Source organism: Qipengyuania sp. JC766 (assembly GCF_040717445.1).
Taxonomy (GTDB): Bacteria; Pseudomonadota; Alphaproteobacteria; order Sphingomonadales; family Sphingomonadaceae; genus JC766.
Window position 1 is genome coordinate 2,649,583 of record NZ_JBFEFL010000001.1, and the last position, 17,326, is coordinate 2,666,908.

The following is a 17,326-nucleotide window of genomic DNA, read 5'->3' on the forward strand; positions in this document are numbered from 1 at the left end:
CGCGGATCGCGCATGAAGAGGCGTCAGTGCGCCGCGTCCCACGCCGCGATCACCGCATCGCTCACCTGCGGGCGCAATTCGTAGATCGCGCGGCCCCCGTGGCGGGTCGGATGGACCCGGTTGGTCAGCAGCGTCCACGCCATCTCCCGCTCGAAATCGATCCAGAGGCCGGTGCCGGTAAAGCCGGTATGGCCGATCGTCCGGCGCGAGCAGGCCTCTCCGCCGGACCATCCGCCATAGGCCATTTCCCAGCCGCAAGTGCGGTGGTGGAACTGCGAGCGGCGGATGAGATCCATCGAGGCGGGCGACAGGATTTCTCCCGCCATCAACGCCCGGGCGAAGCCCAGAACCCCGTCGACCGTGCCGAACAGGCCCGCATGGCCCGGCATGCCGCCCAGCGCCGCGGCGTTCTCGTCATGCACCTCGCCCTTCAGGACCCGGCCCCGCCAGGTGCAGAACTCGGTCGCGACAGCGGGGCCGGGGGGCGGCCCCCAGGACAGCCCTTCGCCGAGCGGCCAGTCGCCAAGCGGCGCGCCGGTGATCCGCTCGATCGCGATGCCGAGCAGGATGAAATTGATGTCCGAATAGGCGGGCGATCCGTGCGCCCATTCGCGCTGCAGCACGAAGGCGCGCGCGCGCAGCGGATCGTCCGCATAGGTGTAGATCGGGAATACGGCAGGCAGGAAAGTGTTGTGCGCCAGGCACTGCCGGATGGTCAGCCGCCGCTCGCCCGCGTGTTCGACATCGTATTGCCGCAGGTCCGGGATGATGCTGGCCAGCGGGGCATCGAGATCGAGGCGCCCGTCCTCCACCAGCTTCAGAACGATGGTGGTCGTGGCGATCACCTTGGTCAGCGAGGCGAGATCGAACCAGTGGTCGCGGGTCAGCGCCTCGCGTTCGGGCACTATCGCCGCCATGCCGTCCAGCGCGACCGCGGTTCCCCCGTCCGGGCCGAGCACGCCGAGCGCCACGCCCGGCATCCGTCCGTTCTCGATCATGCGGGCAGCCGGCGCGAAGCCATCGCGGCAGATTTCGTCGATCATGCAGCCTCCTCGGGGCCGGCGCTGTCCCCGTGCGACCGTGTCCGCGCGAGGAAGGGAAGGAAGACCACCGCGGCAAGGCTGGCCGCGCCGGTCAGGATGAAGAACCCGTCATAGCCGATCTGAAGCTGCATTTCGCCCGATGCGCCTGCCAGCAGCCGCGCGAGCAGGAAGGCAAATCCCGACAGGAAGGCGTATTGCGCCGCAGGGAAGCGCGGGTTCACCAGCATCGACAGGTAGACCACGAACACCGCGCCCGCGAGCCCGTTGCCGAACTGGTCCGCCGCGACGCTGGCGTAAAGGATCCAGCCTTCGGGCTCGACCCACCACAGCCAGACATAGACCCAGTTGCCGATCGCGGCGACCAGTGCGCCCGCCGCCAGCGCCCAGGACAGGCGCCACTTCGCCGCCATCCAGCTGCCTAGCGCCACGCCCAGCATGCTGGCGGGCAGGGCCACCGCGCCGTCCGCGATGCCGATCTGGTCGAGCGAGTAGCCACGCGCGTCCCACATCGGATGGGATAGCGTGAGCGCGAGCACGTCGCCCACGCGGTAGAGCGACACGAACCCCAGCACGAGCAGCGTCGCGAAGCCGTATCGCCAGAAGATGTCGACGAAGGGCCCGAAGGTGGTCGAGCGCAGCAGGGGCGCATCGGGCGCCAGTTTCCGGATGCGCGGCAGGGCGAGCGCGAGGATCGCGAAGGGCAGCAGCGCCAGCACGATGACCACCGGAGTCAGGTTCGCGTCCGATCCAATGCCGGCGGCCGCAGCGCCCGACAGCAGCAGCCAGCCGAGGACCGCCACGATGGCGCAGGACATGGCGAGGATGACCGAACCCGCCGCCATGCCGATGCCGAGCGAACGCCAGCGTCTGCCGGTGGCGCCCGGTTCGGCACGGGTCAGCGCGAGCGCGGGGAAGGGAGCGAAGGCGGCCACGGCAATCGCCAGATAGGCCACTGTCCAGTCCGCCCGCGCCGCGATCAGCACCGCGCCGCTGCCCGCCGCGACCATCGCGCTGCGGTATCCCCACAGGTTCGCGGCCACGATCGGCGCCTGCTGTTCCTGCGTGGGGGCGAGTTCGATGCGCCAGCCGTCCGCCGCAACTTCCAGCGTGGTAGTCCAGAAGGCGAGCAGAATCGCGAACAGCGCGACCATGGGCAGGTTCGTATCGTCACTAGTGAAGGCCATCCCCACCATGGAGGCGAAGATGCCGAGCTGCGACAGCATGATCCAGCCGCGCCGCTTGCCCCAGAAACGCGCGAAACCCGGGACCGAATACTTGTCCACCAGCGGCGACCAGACGAACTTGAAGGTCGGCAGAAGCGCGACCCAGGCGAAGTAGCCGATGGTGACGATGTCGATATCGTGCCGCGCCATGCGCAACAGCAACACGGCGTTGAACATGAAGAAGGGCAGGCCGGCGGCAAAACCGAGCAGCAGGTAGAGCGGCAGGATGCGCCGTGCGGGTATTGCGGGCGTGCCGCTGCCGGGCGGTGTGTCCTGACGTCCGCCCGTCGCCATGCCTGTCCTCTCGTCCATCCGCCGCAAGGTTGGCCCCAACCTGAGGTCGGTTGTCAATCGGCGCGGCGGAAAGGGGCGGGAGAAGATAACCCGCGGCTATGGGCGAAGCGGGGGCTTGCGCGGATCAGCCGCGCATGGCCGCATCGATCGGTTCGCCGGTCACGGGATAGCCGAGATCGTCGTCGATGCAGAGCCAGGTGACACCGTCCCGTTCCTGCAGGAAGGGGGTCACCGTACGCACGGGATGACGCGCGCAATCCTCGGCGGCTTCGTCGAAGTCCCGGAACCGGGCCAGCCGTTCCAGATTGCGCCGGGTCGGGTAGATCACGGACAGCTCGCCGCGGTCAGCCGCGGCGAGCGTATCGCTGGCGCTGCTCCAGAACAGGCGGCTGTTCTCCGTCTCGTCCACGGCCACCTGGACCGCACCGGTGCCGATATCGACCAGGTAGAACCGCGTGTCGAAGACGCGGGACAGCTTCTCGTTCTTGGGGTGCCAGCGGGCGAAGGGCAGCAACCGGTCGAGTTCGAGCCGCCAGCCGGTATCGTCGAGCACGGTCGCCAGTCGCCCGGTTTCCAGCAGCAGGTCGCGCGCCCGTGCCGCGCTTGCCGCGTCGATCGTATCGGCAAAGCCGACCGCCAGGCCGGTTTCCTCCAGCGTCTCGCGAATGGCGGCGATGCGATGGGCGGCCTCTTCGGCATCGAGCGGGGTTTCGAGCGTGGCGGCAAGCGCCAGATCGGCCGGATCGACCCTGCCGCCGGGAAAGACCACCATGCCGCCGGCAAACGCGAGCGAGCGCGACCGTGTTACCATCAGGAATTCGGGCGCACCGCCATCGGCAGCGCGCCGAAACACGACCAGCGTTGCCGCCGGGATCGCTTCATCGCTGGCAGGGGCCGGGGAGGGGGAATCCATGATGCAGGATGTGGCGCAGGTGCGGGGCGAAGCCAAGCGACGGATGCCATGTATGTCGGGAGATTTTACATCGCGGGCGAGGCGTTAATGCGCGTTCACCATCGCAACGGGCGCAAACCGGTCAATCGCCGAAACTGGCACGGGCCCTGCATCTGTCAGGGCATATCGATTGGTCCTCGGTAGAAAACGTCGGCACCGACCAAAGTCTCCCACGGTGCCGAGCCCCCGACAGGCCCGCTTCCAAGCCCCCGGAAGCGGGCCTTTTTTCTTGTCGGACGAGTGAAAGCCTCAGCCGGCCTTCGCGACCTGCTTCTCGTCCATCAGCGTCTGCAGCTCGCCCGCCTCGAACATTTCGAGCATGATGTCGCTGCCGCCGACGAATTCGCCCTTCACGTAAAGCTGGGGGATGGTTGGCCAGTCGGAATAGCTCTTGATGCCCTGCCGGATTTCCATGTCCTGCAGCACGTCGACGCTTTCGTAGGCGACGCCGCAATGGTCGAGGATGGAAACCGCGCGGTTGGAAAAGCCGCATTGCGGGAACAGCGGCGTGCCCTTCATGAAGAGGACGACGTCGTTGGCGCCGACGAGATCGGCGATGCGGGAATTGGTGTCGGTCATGGCTGTGCGCCCCCGAAAATTACTGGGTGAAGATTACTGCAAGTCTGCTGGTCAGGACGTGGGAGCTTGCGTGGTCAGTTGCAAGGCATGCAGCACGCCGCCCATCTTACCGTCCAGCGCCCCGTAGACCATCTTGTGCTGCGCGACCCGGCTCTTGCCGGCAAAGGCCGGGGAAACGACCCGCGCGGCATAATGGTCGCCGTCGCCCTTGAGGTCGGTGATCTCCACCTCGGCATCGGGCAGGGCGGCCTTGATCATGCCTTCGATTTCGGCAGCGCTCATCGGCATGGGATCAGCTCTGCTCCATCAGCTGGCGACGCGCTTCCACGGTCTTTTCTTCCAGCTTGGCGCGGATGTCGTCCTCGCTCACGTCGCAGTCCGCGGCGGTCAGGTCGCCCAGCAGCTTGCGGATCACGTCCTCGTCGCCCGCTTCCTCGAAATCGGCCTGCACGACCGCCTTCTTGTAAGCGTCGGTTTCCTCTTCGGTCAGGTTCATGAGGCCCGCCGCCCACTCGCCCAGCAGGCGGTTGCGCCGCGCCGCCACCTTGAAGGCGGTTTCCTCGTCCATCGCGAACTTGCGTTCCTCGCCCTTCCGGCGGTCGTTGAAATCGGTCATGGTCCTGCTCTCCGTAAGGCGGTGTCGGATATCGAAATAGGCGCCTGCCGGTGGCGGGACAAGCGGCGATCAGTCGATCGTGACGACGAGCTTGCCCACGGCGGTGCGGCTGTCGAGCTTCGCGATCGCATCGCCGCCGCGTTCCAGCGGATAGGTTTCGGACACCAGCGGATCGATCTTGCCGGCCTGCATCAGGTCGAACAGTTCGGCGACCTGCGCGCGGAACTTTGCCGGTTCGCGCGCGGTGAACGCACCCCAGAAGACGCCGCAGATGTCGCAGCTTTTCAGCAGCGTCAGGTTGAGCGGCATCTTCGCGATGCCCGCCGGGAAACCGACCACGAGGAAGCGGCCTTCCCAGGCGATGGAACGCAGCGCAGGCTCCGAATACTGCCCGCCGACGATGTCGTAGACGATGTTGGCGCCGTTCGGGCCGCAGGCCTCCTTGAACTTGGCCGCCAAATCCTTGGACGCGGCCTTGTCCATCTCGTCCCTGGTGTAGATCACGACCTCGTCCGCGCCGGCCTTGCGTGCGACTTCGCCCTTTTCCTCGCTGGACACCGCCGCGACGACGCGTGCGCCGTAAGCCTTGGCCAGTTCGACCGCGGACAGGCCCACGCCGCCCGCTGCGCCCAGGACTAGCACGGTATCGCCTTCCTTGATGTGACCGCGGTCCTTCAGGCCGTGGATCGTGGTGCCGTAGGTCATCAGGAGCGATGCGGCCTTTTCGAACGGGACCCCCTCGGGCACCTTGAAGGCGCGGCCGGCCTGGACTGTGACCTGTTCGACCAGCCCGCCATGTCCGATGCCGGCCAGCACGCGGTCACCGGGTGCGAAATCCGTGACGCCTTCGCCCACTTCCTCGACCACGCCGGAAATCTCGCCGCCGGGCGCGAAGGGGCGCTCCGGCTTGAACTGGTAGAGATCGCGGATGATCAGTGTGTCGGGAAAGTTGATCGCGCAGGCCTTGACCCGCACCAGCAACTCGCCGGCGCCCGGCTTGGGCGCGTCGACCTCGTCCAGCGTGAGTGTCTCGGGTCCGCCGACGGCGTGCGTGCGAAGTGCCTTCATGTGCGATTGTCTCCCATTGATGTTGCTGCGCGCCAAGGGCACGTCGAGGGGCTGGTCAGTCGGTTTCGGCCGGCTCCCCGCTGGGTGCCTCGGGCGCCTTGCCCCGGTCATCGCGCTTGCGCTTCGTGACGTAGAGCAGCGCCGCGGCAATGGCCGCCGAACCGATCGTCGCGGCCCCGATGGCCGCCTTGCCCGCGAGTTTCTTGCTGGTCATGCCGCTCCAATGAACATGACGCGCAGGCCGCGCAAGCCCCTGCGACACCTTGCGACGGACCTCCTTTCCGGATCGGTCTGAGATTCTTTTGCGAAAGGGCCGCCATCGTCATGGCTTTGAAAGGATATGGCTGCTAATTGACACTCATGTCAGCAAAACCCTTTGCCTTCCCGATCACGATCAAGCCCGCGGACATCGATTTCATGGGTCATGTGAACAATGCCCGTTACCTGGGCTGGGTGCAGGATGCGGTGCTGGCGCACTGGCGCAAGTTCGCGCCGGCGGACGCGGTGGCGCAGCGGGCCTGGGTCGCGCTCAAGCACGAGATCACCTATCGCAAGCCCGCTTTCCTCGAGGATGACGTCATCGCCAGCACCGTGCTGGAACAGGTGAAGGGCGCACGCGCCTTCTACCACACCGTCATCGAACGCGGCGGAGAAGTGCTGGCCGAAGTGAAGTCCAGCTGGTGCTGCATCGACGCCGAAAGCCTGCGGCCTGCCCGCATCGGCGAGGAAATCGCGTCCTATTTCTTTCCCCGCGCCGAAGCGCGCTGACGCAAGCTTCTGTTTCCATTCATCCTCGCCCGGGATAAGGCGGGGCATGGTCCGCGAACCCAGACGCATTTCCAGGAACCGGCAACAGGCCCTGATCGGGCTATCGCTCGCCTCGGCGATATTCGCCGCCTGGCTCGGTGTGCTGGGGTACGCGCTGTTCGCCTTCGACTTCAGCTGGGGCAACGCGCCCTTCGCCATCGGGATCGCGGCGCTCCTGTGCTGGCTGTTCGTCGGCCTGTTTATCGTCAGCCACGACGCGATGCATGGCTCGCTCGCGCCCGGCATGCCGCGGGTCAATGCCGCGGTCGGCGCGACATTGCTGTTCCTCTACGCAGGTTTCGACTGGGACAAGCTGAAGACGGCGCATTTCGCGCATCACAAGGCGCCGGGCACCGCGTCCGATCCGGATTTCGCGGCGGATCATCCGGAAGCCTTCTGGCCATGGTACGGCGTGTTCCTGCGCCGCTATTTCGGCTGGACCTCGATCGTCTTCGTGGTCGCGGTGTTCTGGATCTGCCATCTCGCCTTCGACGTGTCGGTCGGCAAGATGCTGTTCTTCTACGCGCTGCCGTCCATCGCCTCGTCCATCCAGCTATTCTATTTCGGCACCTATCGCCCGCATCGGCAGGGCGGGGAGCCGTTCGCGGACCGTCACCGCGCGCGCAGCGACGGGTTCGGCTCGCTTGCAAGCCTCGCCAGCTGCTACCATTTCGGCTATCACCACGAACACCACTGCCATCCGCACACGCCGTGGTGGGCGCTGCCCGCGAAGAGGCGCGCCGTCGCGGCGGAGCGGTCCCTGGCACTCGACGGAGCCCGGCCATGAGCCTTCCTGCCATCCTCGCCATCGTCATCGCCACGGTCGTGGCCATGGAAATCTACGCCTGGGCGATGCACAAATACGTCATGCACGGCTTCGGCTGGGCGTGGCATCGCGACCATCACGAGCCGCACGACAACATGCTCGAGCGCAACGACCTATACGCGCTGGTCGGCGCGGCGATGAGCATCGGCCTATTCGCCTGGGGTAGCGAGATCGTGCTTGGCGATGCGGCGTGGGAGCCGGCGACGTGGATCGGCGTGGGCGTGCTGATCTATGGCGTGATCTACACCTTCATTCACGACGGGCTGGTCCACCAGCGTTATTTCCGTTTCGTGCCCAAGCGCGGTTACGCCAAGCGCCTGGTCCAGGCGCACAAGCTGCACCACGCGACCATCGGGCGCGAGGGCGGCGTCAGTTTCGGCTTCGTCTGGGCGCGCGACCCGGCCAAGCTGAAGGCGGAACTCAGGCGCCAGCGCGAAGCCGGCATCGCAGTCGTGCGCGAGAGCGCCGGCGCCTGACGGATCCTACCGCATGTAGTTGACGTAGATCCCGTGGATCAGGCCTGGCAGGAACAGGATGATCGTCAGGATCAGGTTGATGATGAAGTCCCGGCCCAGTCCGTGCTTCAGCGCGACGCCGAGCGGCGGCAGCAGGATCGTGGCGATGAGAGTAATGATGGCCATCATGGCGCGGTTTCCCCGTTTCTCACGGCGACGAAGTGTCGCCTTTGCATGCGAAGCGGTCGACGGGCGGTTGCGTTCCACGCCCTAACATTTTCGACGATGCGCGCCGGAAACCTTTAGGACGCGGCAATCCGCGCCGCGTGTTCCTTTACCAGCGCGATCATGTTGGGCACGCCCTGGGTCCGGTTGCTCGACAGCTGGTTCTTCAGGTCGAAGGGTTCGAGCGCACCAGTGACGTCCATCTGCGCCACTTCGCCCGCGGGCCGGTCCTGTACCGCGGCGATGACAAGCGCCACGATGCCTTTTGTGATCGCGGCATTGCTGTCCGCCAGGAAATGCAGTTTCTCGCCCTCGCCGGTGGGATAGACCCAGACCGCGGCCGAACATCCCCGCACCAGCGTGGCATCGGTCTTGAGCGCATCCGGCATTTCTTCCAGGTCGCGCCCGAGTTCGATCAGCAAACGATAGCGTTCGTCGCCTTCGAGGAACTCGTATTCTTCACGGATGTCGTCGAGTGATCGCATGGTGCGGCATGTAGGCGCGTCTTCGCTGCGGTCAAAGTCCTGTCGCGCGTGATCCGAGAGGCGCTTGTTACAGGTCGACCCCGCTGGCGATTGCTTCCAGCTTGCGGATACGTTCCTTCAGGTCCGCGATCTCGATCCGGGCGACGCCGATGGCGGACCCGTTCTGCAGTTCGGGCGGGACCCTGGGGCCGCGCTCCAGTTCGCGCTCTTTCAGCGCGAGCCAGCCCTGCCAGCATCGCATGGCTGTCATCGATACGATCGCCAAAGCCGCAAGCACGGTGCTGGCCAGAAGGATTGCCTGTGTCACATGGTCCTCCATTCCCATCGCGTCCGGTTTCCTATTTCTTCTCGTCTCTCAGAGCTTCGATCTCGTCCGCGATCGCCTTGGCCTCGCGCCCGTCGACAGTGATCCGTTCGAGCACCTTGACCCGGTCGCGCAACTCGTCGAGCTCGCGCTGGACCTCGGGATCCTGGCGCGCATCCAGCGCCTTTGCCGTGTCGGTCTCGCGTTCCCGGTCGCGAAGCTGCTCGCCTTCGCGCAGCTGCTTCACGGTACGGTGGCGCTCGTAGATGATCATCACGATCGCCACGATCAGGACGACGGTCCAGACGCTGTTCATTGCGCACTCTCCTGTCGGATGCGGGTCCGATCCTCGATTGCATCCAGGTCGCGCAGCTGCTCGATCTGGCCTGCGAGGTCGCTGCGGTTCTCGGTCACGATCCGCTCAAGCACCCGGACCCGCTCTTCCATTCGTGAATAGTCGCCGTTGGAGAAGCGCGCTTCCTGCACCTTGGCTTCCGCGGCGCGGGCCTGCAGTTCGAGCTTGCGCTCCTTGTGCGCGGCTTCCTGCTTCTGGAACAGGTAGGCAGCCGGCATCACGATCAGGAGCATCAGCAGGATCGAGCCGAATATAACGAGGAGATTGCCGTCCATCAGTTGGCCTCCCGCTTCATGCCTTCGAGAGCGGCGAATTCGTGGGTCAGCTGGAAACCGCTGTCGGTCACGATCCGCTCCACGTTGGCGAGGCGGTCCTTCATCGACCCCAATTCGGCGCGCAGTTCCGCATTTTCCTGGGTCAGCAGCTTCACGCGCTCGACCGCTTCGTCGTTGCGCGGATAGACCGCCTTGCCCCAGCTGTTTTCCAGCGGGTAGCCGTGCCGGACGCGCATCCAGGTCGTGATGACCCAGCCGATCGTGATGGCGGTCACGCCGATCCCGACGGTGGCAGGAGTAATGAATTCCATCAGATGCGCTCCTTCTTTTCCATGTTCAGCGGCACGCCGCTGTCTTCCCGGCGCGCGGAGGGCCGGTCGCGCAGCGCCTCGATCTCGTCGGACAGCGAATAGCCCTTGTCGGTGACGATCCGTTCCAGGTTGACCATCCGGTCCTGCATGGAATCGAGCTGCCCTTTCAGCGCTTCATTCTCCGCCTTCAGGCGCTTCGTTTCGGCGCTGTCGCCGCGCTGCGTCTTGCCGCCCCATTCATCCTCGAGGTCGTAGCCGTGCTTGGCACGGATCCAGTTGTTGATCAGCCAGCCACCCGTGCTCAGCGCGATGATGGCGATGACGAAAGCAGGTCCACCCCAGTCCATCACACCGTCTCCTTGCGCGGCATGTCGAGCGGCGTGCCGCTGCCGGACTGTTCCACCGCCTGGCGATCGCGCAGCGCCTCGATCTGCGTGGCAACGTCGTAGCCGCGATCGGTGACGATCCGTTCCAGGACCTGCACCCGCTGTTCCAGCTGGGCGACGTGGCTGGCATATTGCGCGGCCTTTTCGCTGCTCATTTCCGCGGTGGCGGTAATGCGCTTTTCTTCCAGCTTCTTGCGGCCGTTCAGCCAGATGATGCCGAGGACCATCAGGAACGGCGCGGTTACCGCCGCCAGTCCCGTCAGTGCTCCGATGAATTCACCCATTTTTCTTCCCCTTGTCCCTTGGTATTCCTGACCTGGCGATTGTCCGTCGCGGTCAGCGCAGCTGTTCGATTTCGGCGCTCAGGCGCGGATTGCTGTTGACGTAGAAGCTTTCCACTTCGGCCAGCCGGCGGTCCACGTCCCGCATCCGTGCCCGGATTTCCCGGCTGGTGCGCTGCGGGCTCTGCCGTACGCGCTGCCAGTACCTCTGTTCTTCCGGCTCGCCGTAGAGGTGCTGCGGCTTCTTGTTCAGCAGCACGCCCATGATGAGGTAGGGCGGAATGGTCATGCCTCCGGTCAGGAAGGTCAGCGCGATGGCGCCCAGCCGGACCCAGATGGCGTTGACGCCGGTGTAGTCGGCGATGCCGGAACAGACGCCCAGCAGCTTGGCGTTCGCCTTGTCGCGATAGAGTGTGGTGCGCGGGCTGTTCACTGGGCGGTTCCTTTCTTCTGGGTGATCAGGCGATCGAGTTCGTGGAGCGGCTGGTTATCGGTTTCGCGGTTCGGCAGCAGCCGGGTGCGTTCGAATTCCGGATGGTCCGCGGCGACGAGCCGCTCGACCGTGTCCATCCGCTCGTCGAGGCGCTTGGCGAGCTGGTAGAGATCTTCCAGCAGCGCCTCGTCGTCGCTGGTGATGGTCGCGGCGGTCTTCCACTTGGTCACGTAGTGGAGGATCAGCCAGGGCAATCCGACCACGACGATCGGAACGATGATGATGGCTTCCCAGTCCATGGATCAGCCCTCCTTTCCGTCGCCATCGGTCTTGCCGAGGGCTTTCTTCATGGCGGCGAGTTCGTCGTCGATCTTGTCCGACCCTTCCAGGGCGGCGATCTCGTCGGCCAGCGTCGGCTTGCCGTCTTCGGCGATGCGCAGCGATTCCGCGCGACCTTCCGCGTAATCGACGCGGCGTTCCAGCTGGTCGAAGCGGCTCAGCGCCTCGTCCGTGCGTTCCGTGCTCATCAGCGTACGCAGCTTGACGCGGTTCTCCGCGCTTTCGAGGCGGGCGGCGATCTGGCTCTGCCGGCTGCGGGCTTCGCGCAGGCGATGCTGCAGCTTCTGGATGTCCTGTTCGTAGGCGCGCAGCGCGTCGTCGAGGACGGAGATTTCCTCCTTCAGCTGCTCGGACGTGTCGGCGGCCTTCTTCTTCTCGACCAGCGCGGCCCGGGCCAGGTCTTCGCGGTCCTTGCTCAGCGCCAGTTGCGCCTTGTCGGCCCAGTCGGCCTGGAGCTTGTCCAGCTTGACCGTCGCGCGGTGCATTTCCTTCTGGTCCGCGATGGTGCGCGCAGCGCTCGCCCGCACCTCGACCAGCGTTTCCTCCATTTCGAGGATGATCATGCGGATCATCTTCTGGGGATCGTCCGCCTTGTCGAGCATGTCGTTGAAGTTGGCCGCGATGATGTCGCGGGTGCGGCTGAAAATTCCCATGAAGGCGGCTCCGGAGTTGAAAAGGTCGATGGCGTCGTCGCGACGCGGGGATTGCTGCGGACGCTGGGTCGGCGTGGGACTGCGGCGCAGGCGCTCCACCTCGGCCTCGATCCGGGACAGCTGCTTGCCGTCCCTGATCGGGCTCAGGGGATCGCCGCCGCGCGGGCTGTTCATGCCAGCTCCATCGTCTGCAGCGGCAGGGTAACGGCTTGCGCAGGCGAGGTGAACATCTGCGTGCTGACCGCGACGAACAGCGTCATGGCCACGGTGCTGATGAGTGCGGCCTTGCCCACTTTCGTCTTCAGGAATTCGCGGTCGAACATGTCTTGTGTTTCCTCTGGCAGGTCTCGTGTCTGCTCCAAACGATGCAGCGACCGTGCCAATTTCAAAAATACACTAAAAATCAGTACCATAGGGCCAAATCGACGAACGGCATATGGTGTGTATTGCCATGTATCGGGAAATCTCACTATATTTCGGGCATGGAGCGGGAAAACCAGTTTATCGGGCAGTCCGGCGCGTTTCTCGATGCGGTCGAGCGGACCAGTCGCGCGGCGCCAATGCGGCGCCCCGTGCTCGTCATCGGCGAGCGGGGAACCGGCAAGGAGCTGATCGCGGAGCGCCTCCATCGCCTGTCGGAGCGGTGGGACGAGCCGCTGGTCACCATGAACTGCGCGGCGCTGCCCGAAACGCTGATCGAGGCGGAATTGTTCGGACACGAAGCCGGCGCTTTCACCGGCGCGACCAAGGCACGGGTCGGCCGGTTCGAGGAGGCCGACAAGGGCACGCTGTTCCTCGACGAGCTCGGCACGCTCAGCATGGCGGCGCAGGAACGGCTGCTGCGCGCGGTCGAATATGGCGAGGTCACGCGTATCGGTGCGAGCCGCCCGGTGCGGGTCGACGTAAGGATCGTCGGTGCGACGAACGAGGACCTGCAGGCGCGGGCGGAAGACGGGACGTTCCGCGCGGACCTGCTCGACCGGCTCAGCTTCGAAGTGATCACGCTGCCCCCGCTGCGGGTCCGGGAAGGCGATATCGGCGTGCTGGCGGATTTTTTCGGCCGGCGGATGGCGGCGGAAATCGGCTGGGAAGCATGGCCCGGCTTTGCCGAGCACGTCCAGTCGCAGCTGGAAGAGCATCCCTGGCCGGGCAATGTGCGCGAATTGCGCAACGTGGTCGAACGCGCGGTCTATCGCTGGGACGACTGGTCCGAACCGATCGGCCATGTCGTGTTCGACCCCTTCGACAGTCCGTGGAAGCCGACCCCGACACCTTCGGCGCGAAAGTCCGAACAGGCGTCCGGGAAGGCGCCGCCGGCTTCGACCGGGCCGGACCTTGATGCGATCGACGACCTGCGCGGCGCGGTGGACGAGCACGAGAAGCGCATCGTCGAGCACGCGCTCGGCCGCCATCGCTGGAACCAGCGCCAGACGGCCAAGGCACTTGGCCTCAGCTACGACCAGTTGCGCCATGCCATCAAGAAGCACGGCCTTTCCAGCGATTGACGCGACTTCAACCTTTGCTTGCTAACCGCCGAACTCCGAACGGAATTGAGGGGCGAGGGCATGCGCAGGCTTCTGGATGACATCTCGCGCAATCATCCGGACGTCTTCGGCAATGAAAAGCGCTATTATTACGAACGGCGCAAGCGGCGGGGCATGGGCCGAATGGTCGGGATCGCGGGCACCGTGTTGCTTTTCATGGGCATGGTCGGATGCCAGATGGCGGTGCATTCCAGTTTCGACCGCGGAATCGAGCAGATGAAGGCTGCAGAAGCCGAAGCCGCCGAAGCGAAGCGCTGCACCAACCCCTGGGCCGCGAATTGCGATGAAGGCGACCGCTAGGCCTTCGCCCGGCAACCCAATTTTTACCGGCTTTGCGCTAGGCAACGCGCATCATGCATCGCACGCTCGAACTGCTTTTCGATATCATCATGATCCCGTTCCGCGCGATCAGTGGGTGCATCGTCATGATGATCGTGCTGGGCGTCGTGATCTCGGGCGCGACCAGCTACGTCGCCTATCGCGCCACCGCGGCGGCAGATATGTCCGATACCGACGACGCGGCGGATGCCGAGCGGCGCCTGCGGGAAAGCAACGCCGCGGCGCTGTCCACGGAAGGATGGGGCGCAGGCGACTTCTCCGAATCGCGGCCGCCGCGCAACCGGTCCTTCGGCGATCCGATGACCGATCCCGACCGCGAGCGGCAGGACGCATCGCCCTCCGACGACTGGGGAGCGGAAAGCTACTGAGCGCGATAGCGCTTGCAATCCGCACGCCGCACGCCTAGCTGACACCCATCCCGACATCGTCGTGACATTTCGGGCTGGCGCCTCCGGGGGCCGGCCACAAACCTTTGGGCCACTGGTCTGGACACCGAACTGTCATCGCGATGCGGCAAGCTGGAGAGCCGATGGCCGATATCGAACGCCTGACCGAAGTGATTGAACCCGAAGCGCAAGCGCTCGGCTTCGACCTCGTGCGCGTGAAGATGATGCCGTCCGAGGCCGGCGATGGCGGCCAGGCGCTGCAGATCATGGCGGAAGACCCGGCGACCGGGCAGCTGGTGATCGAGCAGTGCGCCGCCCTGTCGCGCCGCGTGTCCGAACGGATCGACGCCCTGGAAGAGCAGGGCGAGGTGCTGGTCGAAGGCGCCTATCATCTGGAAGTCAGCAGTCCGGGTATCGACCGTCCGCTGACGCGGCCGAAGGATTTCGACCAGTGGACGGGGCACGAGGCGAAGATCAGCCTGACCGAGAAGGTCGACGGTCATCGCAACCTGCGCGGCAAGCTGGACGGGGTCGAAGGCCCGATGGTCGCCATACTGGATAACCGCTCCGGCCGCATCGAAGTGCCGCTATCCGCCATTCATGCCGCGAAGCTGGTCCTGACGGACGAGCTCATCGCGGCGACCAGACCGCTCGACACCACTGGTGCCGAAGACATTATCGAAGACGAAGAAGAAAAGGCAGACGACTGATGGCCAGTGCCATTTCCGCCAACAAGGCCGAATTGCTAGCGATCGCGAACTCGGTCGCCTCCGAAAAGATGATCGACAAGGCGATCGTCATCGAGGCGATGGAAGAAGCGATCCAGAAGAGTGCGCGCAACCGCTACGGTGCCGAGAACGACATCCGCGCGAAGCTCGATCCGCAGACCGGCGACCTGTCGCTGTGGCGCGTGGTCGAGGTGGTTGAGGAGGTCGAGGACTACTTCAAGCAGGTGGACCTCAAGGCCGCGCAGAAGCTCAAGGAAGACGCGGTCGTAGGCGACTTCATCGTCGATCCGCTGCCGCCCGTCGACCTCGGCCGCATCGACGCGCAGAGCGCCAAGCAGGTGATCTTCCAGAAGGTCCGCGATGCCGAGCGCGAGCGCCAGTACGAGGAATTCAAGGACCGCGCGGGCGAGATCATCACCGGCGTCATCAAGTCGGTCGAATTCGGCCACGTGATCGTCAATCTCGGCCGGGCCGAAGGCGTCATCCGCCGCGACCAGCAGATCCCGCGCGAAGCCGCGCGTGTCGGCGAGCGCGTGCGCGCGCTCATCACCAAGGTGGAACGCAACAATCGCGGCCACCAGATCTTCCTCAGCCGCGCTGCGCCCGATTTCATGCGCAAGCTGTTCGCCCAGGAAGTGCCGGAAATCTACGACGGCATCATCGAGATCAAGGCCGCCGCCCGCGACCCGGGAAGTCGCGCCAAGATCGGCGTGATCAGCCACGATTCCAGCATCGACCCGGTCGGCGCCTGCGTCGGCATGAAGGGCAGCCGCGTTCAGGCAGTGGTGCAGGAACTGCAGGGCGAGAAGATCGACATCATCCCCTGGAGCGAGGAACAGGCGACCTTCATCGTCAACGCGCTCCAGCCCGCCACCGTCAGCCGCGTCGTCCTCGACGAGGACGAGGGGCGGATCGAGGTAGTCGTTCCCGACGACCAGCTGAGCCTCGCCATCGGCCGTCGTGGCCAGAACGTGCGTCTCGCCAGCCAGCTGACCGGTCACCAGATCGACATCATGACCGAGGAAGAGGCGAGCGAGAAGCAGAGCAAGGAATTCGCCGAACGCTCCAAGATGTTCGAGGAAGAGCTCGACGTGGACGAGACGCTGTCCCAGCTGCTGGTGGCCGAAGGCTTCCAGGAACTGGAAGAGGTCGCCTATGTCGAACTGGACGAGCTCGCCTCGATCGAGGGCTTCGACGAGGAACTGGCCGAGGAACTCCAGAACCGCGCCCAGGAAGCGATCGAGCGCCAGGAAGAAGCCGCCCGCGCGGAACGCCGCGAACTGGGCGTGGAAGACGCACTGGCGGACATCCCGCACCTGACCGAGACCATGCTGGTCACGCTGGGCAAGGGCGGAATCAAGACGCTGGACGATCTCGCCGATCTCGCCACCGACGAGCTGATCGCGAAGAAGCGCGCCGCGCCGCGCCGCCGTCCGAGCGCGGACGGCCCGACCATGAAGGCGGACGTGTCGCGCCGGCCGGAAGATCGGGGCGGTGTGCTGGGCGAATACGGCCTCTCCGAAGAGCAGGGCAACGAGATCATCATGGCTGCCCGCGCGCACTGGTTCGAGGACGAGGAACCGCAGGCGACTGCCGGAACGGCCGATGCCGAGCCGGTGGCCGACGGCGCCGAAACGCAGGAGGCCGCCGATGCGGACTCCGAACAATGAGAGCCTGACCGCAGACATCGCTGACACGGCGCGGGCCCGGACGAACTCCGGGTCCGCCCGGTCCTGTCCGGAACGCCGCTGCATCCTGACCGGCGAGACCGCGCCGCGCGCCGCATTGGTGCGCCTGGCGATCTCGCCCGATGGTCAGGTTCTGCCCGATCCGCACGCCAAGGCACCGGGACGCGGAGCATGGCTCGGCGTCTCGCGAAGCGAGCTCGAGGCTACAATGGAGAAGGGTCGCCTGCGCGGCGCCCTGGCACGCGCCTTCAAGGGCGCGCCGCTGAGCGTGCCGGAGGACCTCCCCGATCGCATCGCGGAATCGCTGGTCCGCGCACTGCAGGACCGGCTGGGGCTCGAAATGCGCACCGGTGCTCTTATCTTGGGGTCCGAAAGGATTGCCGAAAAGGCACGCATGGGCACGGTCGCGCTGCTCCTGCATGCGTCCGACAGCAGCGAGGGCGGGCGCAGCAGGCTGGACCAGGCCTGGCGCGTGGGACGCGACATGGAAGGGTCCGGCGACCGCGGTATCGTCCTGCCACTGGACCGGACCGCACTCTCTGTGGCATTGGGCCGCGAGAATGTCGTCCACCTAGCGCTGGCCGATGATGCTTCGGCCGCACGGATCATGGCGATCCTGGCGCGCCTTACGCATTTTATCGGGCACGATACCGTGCCTTCGACCGAGACCGATACCGGGGCCGCGCCGCTTCCGGGCGACGAACCGACTGAGTGAGAAAGAACGAACACGC

General features: G+C 65.5%; 29 protein-coding genes. 9 read left to right on the top strand and 20 right to left on the bottom strand.

Going from position 1 to position 17,326, the window contains the following annotated elements:
• Positions 1–23: 23 nt before the first annotated feature.
• The 8 genes from AB1K63_RS12715 to AB1K63_RS12750 all read right to left on the bottom strand — a co-directional run bounded on the left by AB1K63_RS12715 (position 24) and on the right by AB1K63_RS12750 (position 5,989).
• Positions 24–1,043 carry a serine hydrolase gene (locus AB1K63_RS12715; protein ID WP_366960550.1) on the bottom strand — a complete coding sequence of 340 codons (1,020 nt, stop codon included), beginning with the start codon at positions 1,041–1,043 and terminating at the stop codon, positions 24–26.
• Positions 1,040–2,560 (bottom strand): permease, encoded by a 1,521-nt coding sequence (locus AB1K63_RS12720; protein ID WP_366960551.1) that lies wholly within the window; start codon positions 2,558–2,560, stop codon positions 1,040–1,042. Before AB1K63_RS12720 ends, AB1K63_RS12715 begins: the two co-directional genes overlap by 4 nt.
• Before the next feature lie 124 nt (positions 2,561–2,684).
• Positions 2,685–3,473: an NUDIX domain-containing protein gene (locus AB1K63_RS12725; RefSeq protein ID WP_366960552.1), complete on the bottom strand. Its 789-nt coding sequence runs from the start codon at positions 3,471–3,473 to the stop codon at positions 2,685–2,687.
• Between the two features lie 288 nt (positions 3,474–3,761).
• Positions 3,762–4,091 carry a Grx4 family monothiol glutaredoxin gene (gene grxD / locus AB1K63_RS12730; protein ID WP_366960553.1) on the bottom strand — a complete coding sequence of 110 codons (330 nt, stop codon included), beginning with the start codon at positions 4,089–4,091 and terminating at the stop codon, positions 3,762–3,764.
• A gap of 51 nt (positions 4,092–4,142) precedes the next feature.
• A complete protein-coding gene (locus AB1K63_RS12735; protein WP_366960555.1) occupies positions 4,143–4,379 on the bottom strand; it encodes a BolA family transcriptional regulator in 237 nt (78 codons plus the stop codon).
• Between the two features lie 4 nt (positions 4,380–4,383).
• Positions 4,384–4,707, bottom strand: coding sequence for a DUF1476 domain-containing protein (locus AB1K63_RS12740; protein WP_366960556.1), 324 nt, complete (start codon positions 4,705–4,707; stop codon positions 4,384–4,386).
• A gap of 69 nt (positions 4,708–4,776) precedes the next feature.
• Positions 4,777–5,775, bottom strand: coding sequence for an NADPH:quinone oxidoreductase family protein (locus AB1K63_RS12745; RefSeq protein WP_366960557.1), 999 nt, complete (start codon positions 5,773–5,775; stop codon positions 4,777–4,779).
• Positions 5,776–5,830: 55 nt separating this feature from the next.
• Complete coding sequence (locus AB1K63_RS12750; protein ID WP_366960558.1) at positions 5,831–5,989, bottom strand: isopropylmalate isomerase; 159 nt, start codon at positions 5,987–5,989, stop codon at positions 5,831–5,833.
• 146 nt (positions 5,990–6,135) lie between these two features.
• Between AB1K63_RS12750 and AB1K63_RS12755 the strand changes: the two genes are divergently transcribed.
• Genes AB1K63_RS12755 through AB1K63_RS12765 form a run of 3 tightly spaced genes read left to right on the top strand, consistent with a single transcriptional unit; the run spans position 6,136 to position 7,884 of the window.
• The gene (locus AB1K63_RS12755) at positions 6,136–6,543 is read left to right on the top strand and encodes a thioesterase family protein (protein WP_366960559.1); all 408 of its coding nucleotides are present in this window, start codon (positions 6,136–6,138) and stop codon (positions 6,541–6,543) included.
• 46 nt (positions 6,544–6,589) lie between these two features.
• Positions 6,590–7,369, top strand: a complete 780-nt coding sequence (locus AB1K63_RS12760; RefSeq protein ID WP_366960560.1) for a fatty acid desaturase — start codon at positions 6,590–6,592, stop codon at positions 7,367–7,369.
• Positions 7,366–7,884, top strand: a complete 519-nt coding sequence (locus tag AB1K63_RS12765) for a sterol desaturase family protein (protein WP_366960561.1) — start codon at positions 7,366–7,368, stop codon at positions 7,882–7,884. The genes AB1K63_RS12760 and AB1K63_RS12765 overlap by 4 nt, the downstream gene beginning before the upstream one ends.
• Positions 7,885–7,890: 6 nt before the next feature.
• Here AB1K63_RS12765 and AB1K63_RS12770 read toward each other — a convergent pair whose 3' ends face one another.
• The 12 genes from AB1K63_RS12770 to AB1K63_RS12825 form a co-directional block, all read right to left on the bottom strand.
• The gene (locus tag AB1K63_RS12770) at positions 7,891–8,052 is read right to left on the bottom strand and encodes a YqaE/Pmp3 family membrane protein (protein ID WP_366960563.1); all 162 of its coding nucleotides are present in this window, start codon (positions 8,050–8,052) and stop codon (positions 7,891–7,893) included.
• Between the two features lie 113 nt (positions 8,053–8,165).
• Positions 8,166–8,573: a SufE family protein gene (locus AB1K63_RS12775; protein WP_366960564.1), complete on the bottom strand. Its 408-nt coding sequence runs from the start codon at positions 8,571–8,573 to the stop codon at positions 8,166–8,168.
• 67 nt (positions 8,574–8,640) lie between these two features.
• On the bottom strand, positions 8,641–8,892 hold the full coding sequence (locus AB1K63_RS12780; protein WP_366960725.1) for a hypothetical protein: 252 nt from the start codon (positions 8,890–8,892) through the stop codon (positions 8,641–8,643).
• A 19-nt stretch (positions 8,893–8,911) separates the two neighbouring features.
• Complete coding sequence (locus AB1K63_RS12785; protein ID WP_366960566.1) at positions 8,912–9,193, bottom strand: hypothetical protein; 282 nt, start codon at positions 9,191–9,193, stop codon at positions 8,912–8,914.
• Positions 9,190–9,507, bottom strand: a complete 318-nt coding sequence (locus tag AB1K63_RS12790) for a hypothetical protein (RefSeq protein ID WP_366960568.1) — start codon at positions 9,505–9,507, stop codon at positions 9,190–9,192. Before AB1K63_RS12790 ends, AB1K63_RS12785 begins: the two co-directional genes overlap by 4 nt.
• The gene (locus AB1K63_RS12795) at positions 9,507–9,818 is read right to left on the bottom strand and encodes a hypothetical protein (protein WP_366960569.1); all 312 of its coding nucleotides are present in this window, start codon (positions 9,816–9,818) and stop codon (positions 9,507–9,509) included. The genes AB1K63_RS12790 and AB1K63_RS12795 overlap by 1 nt, the downstream gene beginning before the upstream one ends.
• Entirely contained in the window at positions 9,818–10,165 is a 348-nt protein-coding gene (locus AB1K63_RS12800; protein ID WP_366960570.1) for a hypothetical protein, read from the bottom strand. The genes AB1K63_RS12795 and AB1K63_RS12800 overlap by 1 nt, the downstream gene beginning before the upstream one ends.
• Positions 10,165–10,488, bottom strand: a complete 324-nt coding sequence (locus AB1K63_RS12805) for a hypothetical protein (RefSeq protein ID WP_366960571.1) — start codon at positions 10,486–10,488, stop codon at positions 10,165–10,167. Before AB1K63_RS12805 ends, AB1K63_RS12800 begins: the two co-directional genes overlap by 1 nt.
• Before the next feature lie 52 nt (positions 10,489–10,540).
• Positions 10,541–10,918 carry an envelope stress response membrane protein PspC gene (pspC, locus tag AB1K63_RS12810; RefSeq protein WP_366960572.1) on the bottom strand — a complete coding sequence of 126 codons (378 nt, stop codon included), beginning with the start codon at positions 10,916–10,918 and terminating at the stop codon, positions 10,541–10,543.
• Positions 10,915–11,217, bottom strand: coding sequence for an envelope stress response membrane protein PspB (gene pspB, locus AB1K63_RS12815; RefSeq protein WP_366960573.1), 303 nt, complete (start codon positions 11,215–11,217; stop codon positions 10,915–10,917). Before pspB ends, pspC begins: the two co-directional genes overlap by 4 nt.
• A 3-nt stretch (positions 11,218–11,220) precedes the next feature.
• Positions 11,221–12,084 (bottom strand): phage shock protein PspA, encoded by an 864-nt coding sequence (gene pspA, locus AB1K63_RS12820; protein WP_366960574.1) that lies wholly within the window; start codon positions 12,082–12,084, stop codon positions 11,221–11,223.
• A complete protein-coding gene (locus tag AB1K63_RS12825) occupies positions 12,081–12,233 on the bottom strand; it encodes a hypothetical protein (protein WP_366960575.1) in 153 nt (50 codons plus the stop codon). Before AB1K63_RS12825 ends, pspA begins: the two co-directional genes overlap by 4 nt.
• A gap of 159 nt (positions 12,234–12,392) precedes the next feature.
• Here AB1K63_RS12825 and pspF point away from each other — a divergent pair, with 159 nt between their 5' ends.
• The 6 genes from pspF to AB1K63_RS12855 all read left to right on the top strand — a co-directional run bounded on the left by pspF (position 12,393) and on the right by AB1K63_RS12855 (position 17,310).
• Positions 12,393–13,415: a phage shock protein operon transcriptional activator gene (gene pspF, locus AB1K63_RS12830; RefSeq protein WP_366960576.1), complete on the top strand. Its 1,023-nt coding sequence runs from the start codon at positions 12,393–12,395 to the stop codon at positions 13,413–13,415.
• 60 nt (positions 13,416–13,475) lie between these two features.
• Complete coding sequence (locus tag AB1K63_RS12835; protein WP_366960577.1) at positions 13,476–13,754, top strand: hypothetical protein; 279 nt, start codon at positions 13,476–13,478, stop codon at positions 13,752–13,754.
• Positions 13,755–13,807: 53 nt separating this feature from the next.
• Entirely contained in the window at positions 13,808–14,161 is a 354-nt protein-coding gene (locus AB1K63_RS12840; RefSeq protein WP_366960578.1) for a hypothetical protein, read from the top strand.
• 161 nt (positions 14,162–14,322) lie between these two features.
• A complete protein-coding gene (gene rimP / locus AB1K63_RS12845) occupies positions 14,323–14,889 on the top strand; it encodes a ribosome maturation protein RimP (protein ID WP_366960579.1) in 567 nt (188 codons plus the stop codon).
• The gene (nusA, locus tag AB1K63_RS12850; RefSeq protein ID WP_366960580.1) at positions 14,889–16,577 is read left to right on the top strand and encodes a transcription termination factor NusA; all 1,689 of its coding nucleotides are present in this window, start codon (positions 14,889–14,891) and stop codon (positions 16,575–16,577) included. The genes rimP and nusA overlap by 1 nt, the downstream gene beginning before the upstream one ends.
• Positions 16,558–17,310, top strand: coding sequence for a DUF448 domain-containing protein (locus AB1K63_RS12855; protein WP_366960581.1), 753 nt, complete (start codon positions 16,558–16,560; stop codon positions 17,308–17,310). The genes nusA and AB1K63_RS12855 overlap by 20 nt, the downstream gene beginning before the upstream one ends.
• Positions 17,311–17,326 lie beyond the last annotated feature (16 nt).

What these genes read in the sequence shown, in the direction of transcription:
- AB1K63_RS12780 (WP_366960725.1), bottom strand. Translation starts at nt 8,892, where the DNA reads ATGGAGGACCATGTGACACAGGCAATCCTTCTGGCCAGCACCGTGCTT.
- AB1K63_RS12790 (WP_366960568.1), bottom strand. Translation starts at nt 9,507, where the DNA reads ATGGACGGCAATCTCCTCGTTATATTCGGCTCGATCCTGCTGATGCTC.
- AB1K63_RS12835 (WP_366960577.1), top strand. Translation starts at nt 13,476, where the DNA reads ATGCGCAGGCTTCTGGATGACATCTCGCGCAATCATCCGGACGTCTTC.
- AB1K63_RS12785 (WP_366960566.1), bottom strand. Translation starts at nt 9,193, where the DNA reads ATGAACAGCGTCTGGACCGTCGTCCTGATCGTGGCGATCGTGATGATC.
- AB1K63_RS12805 (WP_366960571.1), bottom strand. Translation starts at nt 10,488, where the DNA reads ATGGGTGAATTCATCGGAGCACTGACGGGACTGGCGGCGGTAACCGCG.
- AB1K63_RS12840 (WP_366960578.1), top strand. Translation starts at nt 13,808, where the DNA reads ATGCATCGCACGCTCGAACTGCTTTTCGATATCATCATGATCCCGTTC.
- AB1K63_RS12825 (WP_366960575.1), bottom strand. Translation starts at nt 12,233, where the DNA reads ATGTTCGACCGCGAATTCCTGAAGACGAAAGTGGGCAAGGCCGCACTC.
- AB1K63_RS12735 (WP_366960555.1), bottom strand. Translation starts at nt 4,379, where the DNA reads ATGCCGATGAGCGCTGCCGAAATCGAAGGCATGATCAAGGCCGCCCTG.
- pspA (WP_366960574.1), bottom strand. Translation starts at nt 12,084, where the DNA reads ATGAACAGCCCGCGCGGCGGCGATCCCCTGAGCCCGATCAGGGACGGC.
- AB1K63_RS12760 (WP_366960560.1), top strand. Translation starts at nt 6,590, where the DNA reads ATGGTCCGCGAACCCAGACGCATTTCCAGGAACCGGCAACAGGCCCTG.
- AB1K63_RS12740 (WP_366960556.1), bottom strand. Translation starts at nt 4,707, where the DNA reads ATGACCGATTTCAACGACCGCCGGAAGGGCGAGGAACGCAAGTTCGCG.
- AB1K63_RS12715 (WP_366960550.1), bottom strand. Translation starts at nt 1,043, where the DNA reads ATGATCGACGAAATCTGCCGCGATGGCTTCGCGCCGGCTGCCCGCATG.
- AB1K63_RS12720 (WP_366960551.1), bottom strand. Translation starts at nt 2,560, where the DNA reads ATGGCGACGGGCGGACGTCAGGACACACCGCCCGGCAGCGGCACGCCC.
- AB1K63_RS12800 (WP_366960570.1), bottom strand. Translation starts at nt 10,165, where the DNA reads ATGGACTGGGGTGGACCTGCTTTCGTCATCGCCATCATCGCGCTGAGC.
- AB1K63_RS12765 (WP_366960561.1), top strand. Translation starts at nt 7,366, where the DNA reads ATGAGCCTTCCTGCCATCCTCGCCATCGTCATCGCCACGGTCGTGGCC.
- grxD (WP_366960553.1), bottom strand. Translation starts at nt 4,091, where the DNA reads ATGACCGACACCAATTCCCGCATCGCCGATCTCGTCGGCGCCAACGAC.
- rimP (WP_366960579.1), top strand. Translation starts at nt 14,323, where the DNA reads ATGGCCGATATCGAACGCCTGACCGAAGTGATTGAACCCGAAGCGCAA.
- nusA (WP_366960580.1), top strand. Translation starts at nt 14,889, where the DNA reads ATGGCCAGTGCCATTTCCGCCAACAAGGCCGAATTGCTAGCGATCGCG.
- AB1K63_RS12795 (WP_366960569.1), bottom strand. Translation starts at nt 9,818, where the DNA reads ATGGAATTCATTACTCCTGCCACCGTCGGGATCGGCGTGACCGCCATC.
- pspF (WP_366960576.1), top strand. Translation starts at nt 12,393, where the DNA reads ATGGAGCGGGAAAACCAGTTTATCGGGCAGTCCGGCGCGTTTCTCGAT.
- AB1K63_RS12775 (WP_366960564.1), bottom strand. Translation starts at nt 8,573, where the DNA reads ATGCGATCACTCGACGACATCCGTGAAGAATACGAGTTCCTCGAAGGC.
- AB1K63_RS12745 (WP_366960557.1), bottom strand. Translation starts at nt 5,775, where the DNA reads ATGAAGGCACTTCGCACGCACGCCGTCGGCGGACCCGAGACACTCACG.
- AB1K63_RS12855 (WP_366960581.1), top strand. Translation starts at nt 16,558, where the DNA reads ATGCGGACTCCGAACAATGAGAGCCTGACCGCAGACATCGCTGACACG.
- AB1K63_RS12750 (WP_366960558.1), bottom strand. Translation starts at nt 5,989, where the DNA reads ATGACCAGCAAGAAACTCGCGGGCAAGGCGGCCATCGGGGCCGCGACG.
- pspB (WP_366960573.1), bottom strand. Translation starts at nt 11,217, where the DNA reads ATGGACTGGGAAGCCATCATCATCGTTCCGATCGTCGTGGTCGGATTG.
- AB1K63_RS12755 (WP_366960559.1), top strand. Translation starts at nt 6,136, where the DNA reads ATGTCAGCAAAACCCTTTGCCTTCCCGATCACGATCAAGCCCGCGGAC.
- AB1K63_RS12770 (WP_366960563.1), bottom strand. Translation starts at nt 8,052, where the DNA reads ATGATGGCCATCATTACTCTCATCGCCACGATCCTGCTGCCGCCGCTC.
- AB1K63_RS12725 (WP_366960552.1), bottom strand. Translation starts at nt 3,473, where the DNA reads ATGGATTCCCCCTCCCCGGCCCCTGCCAGCGATGAAGCGATCCCGGCG.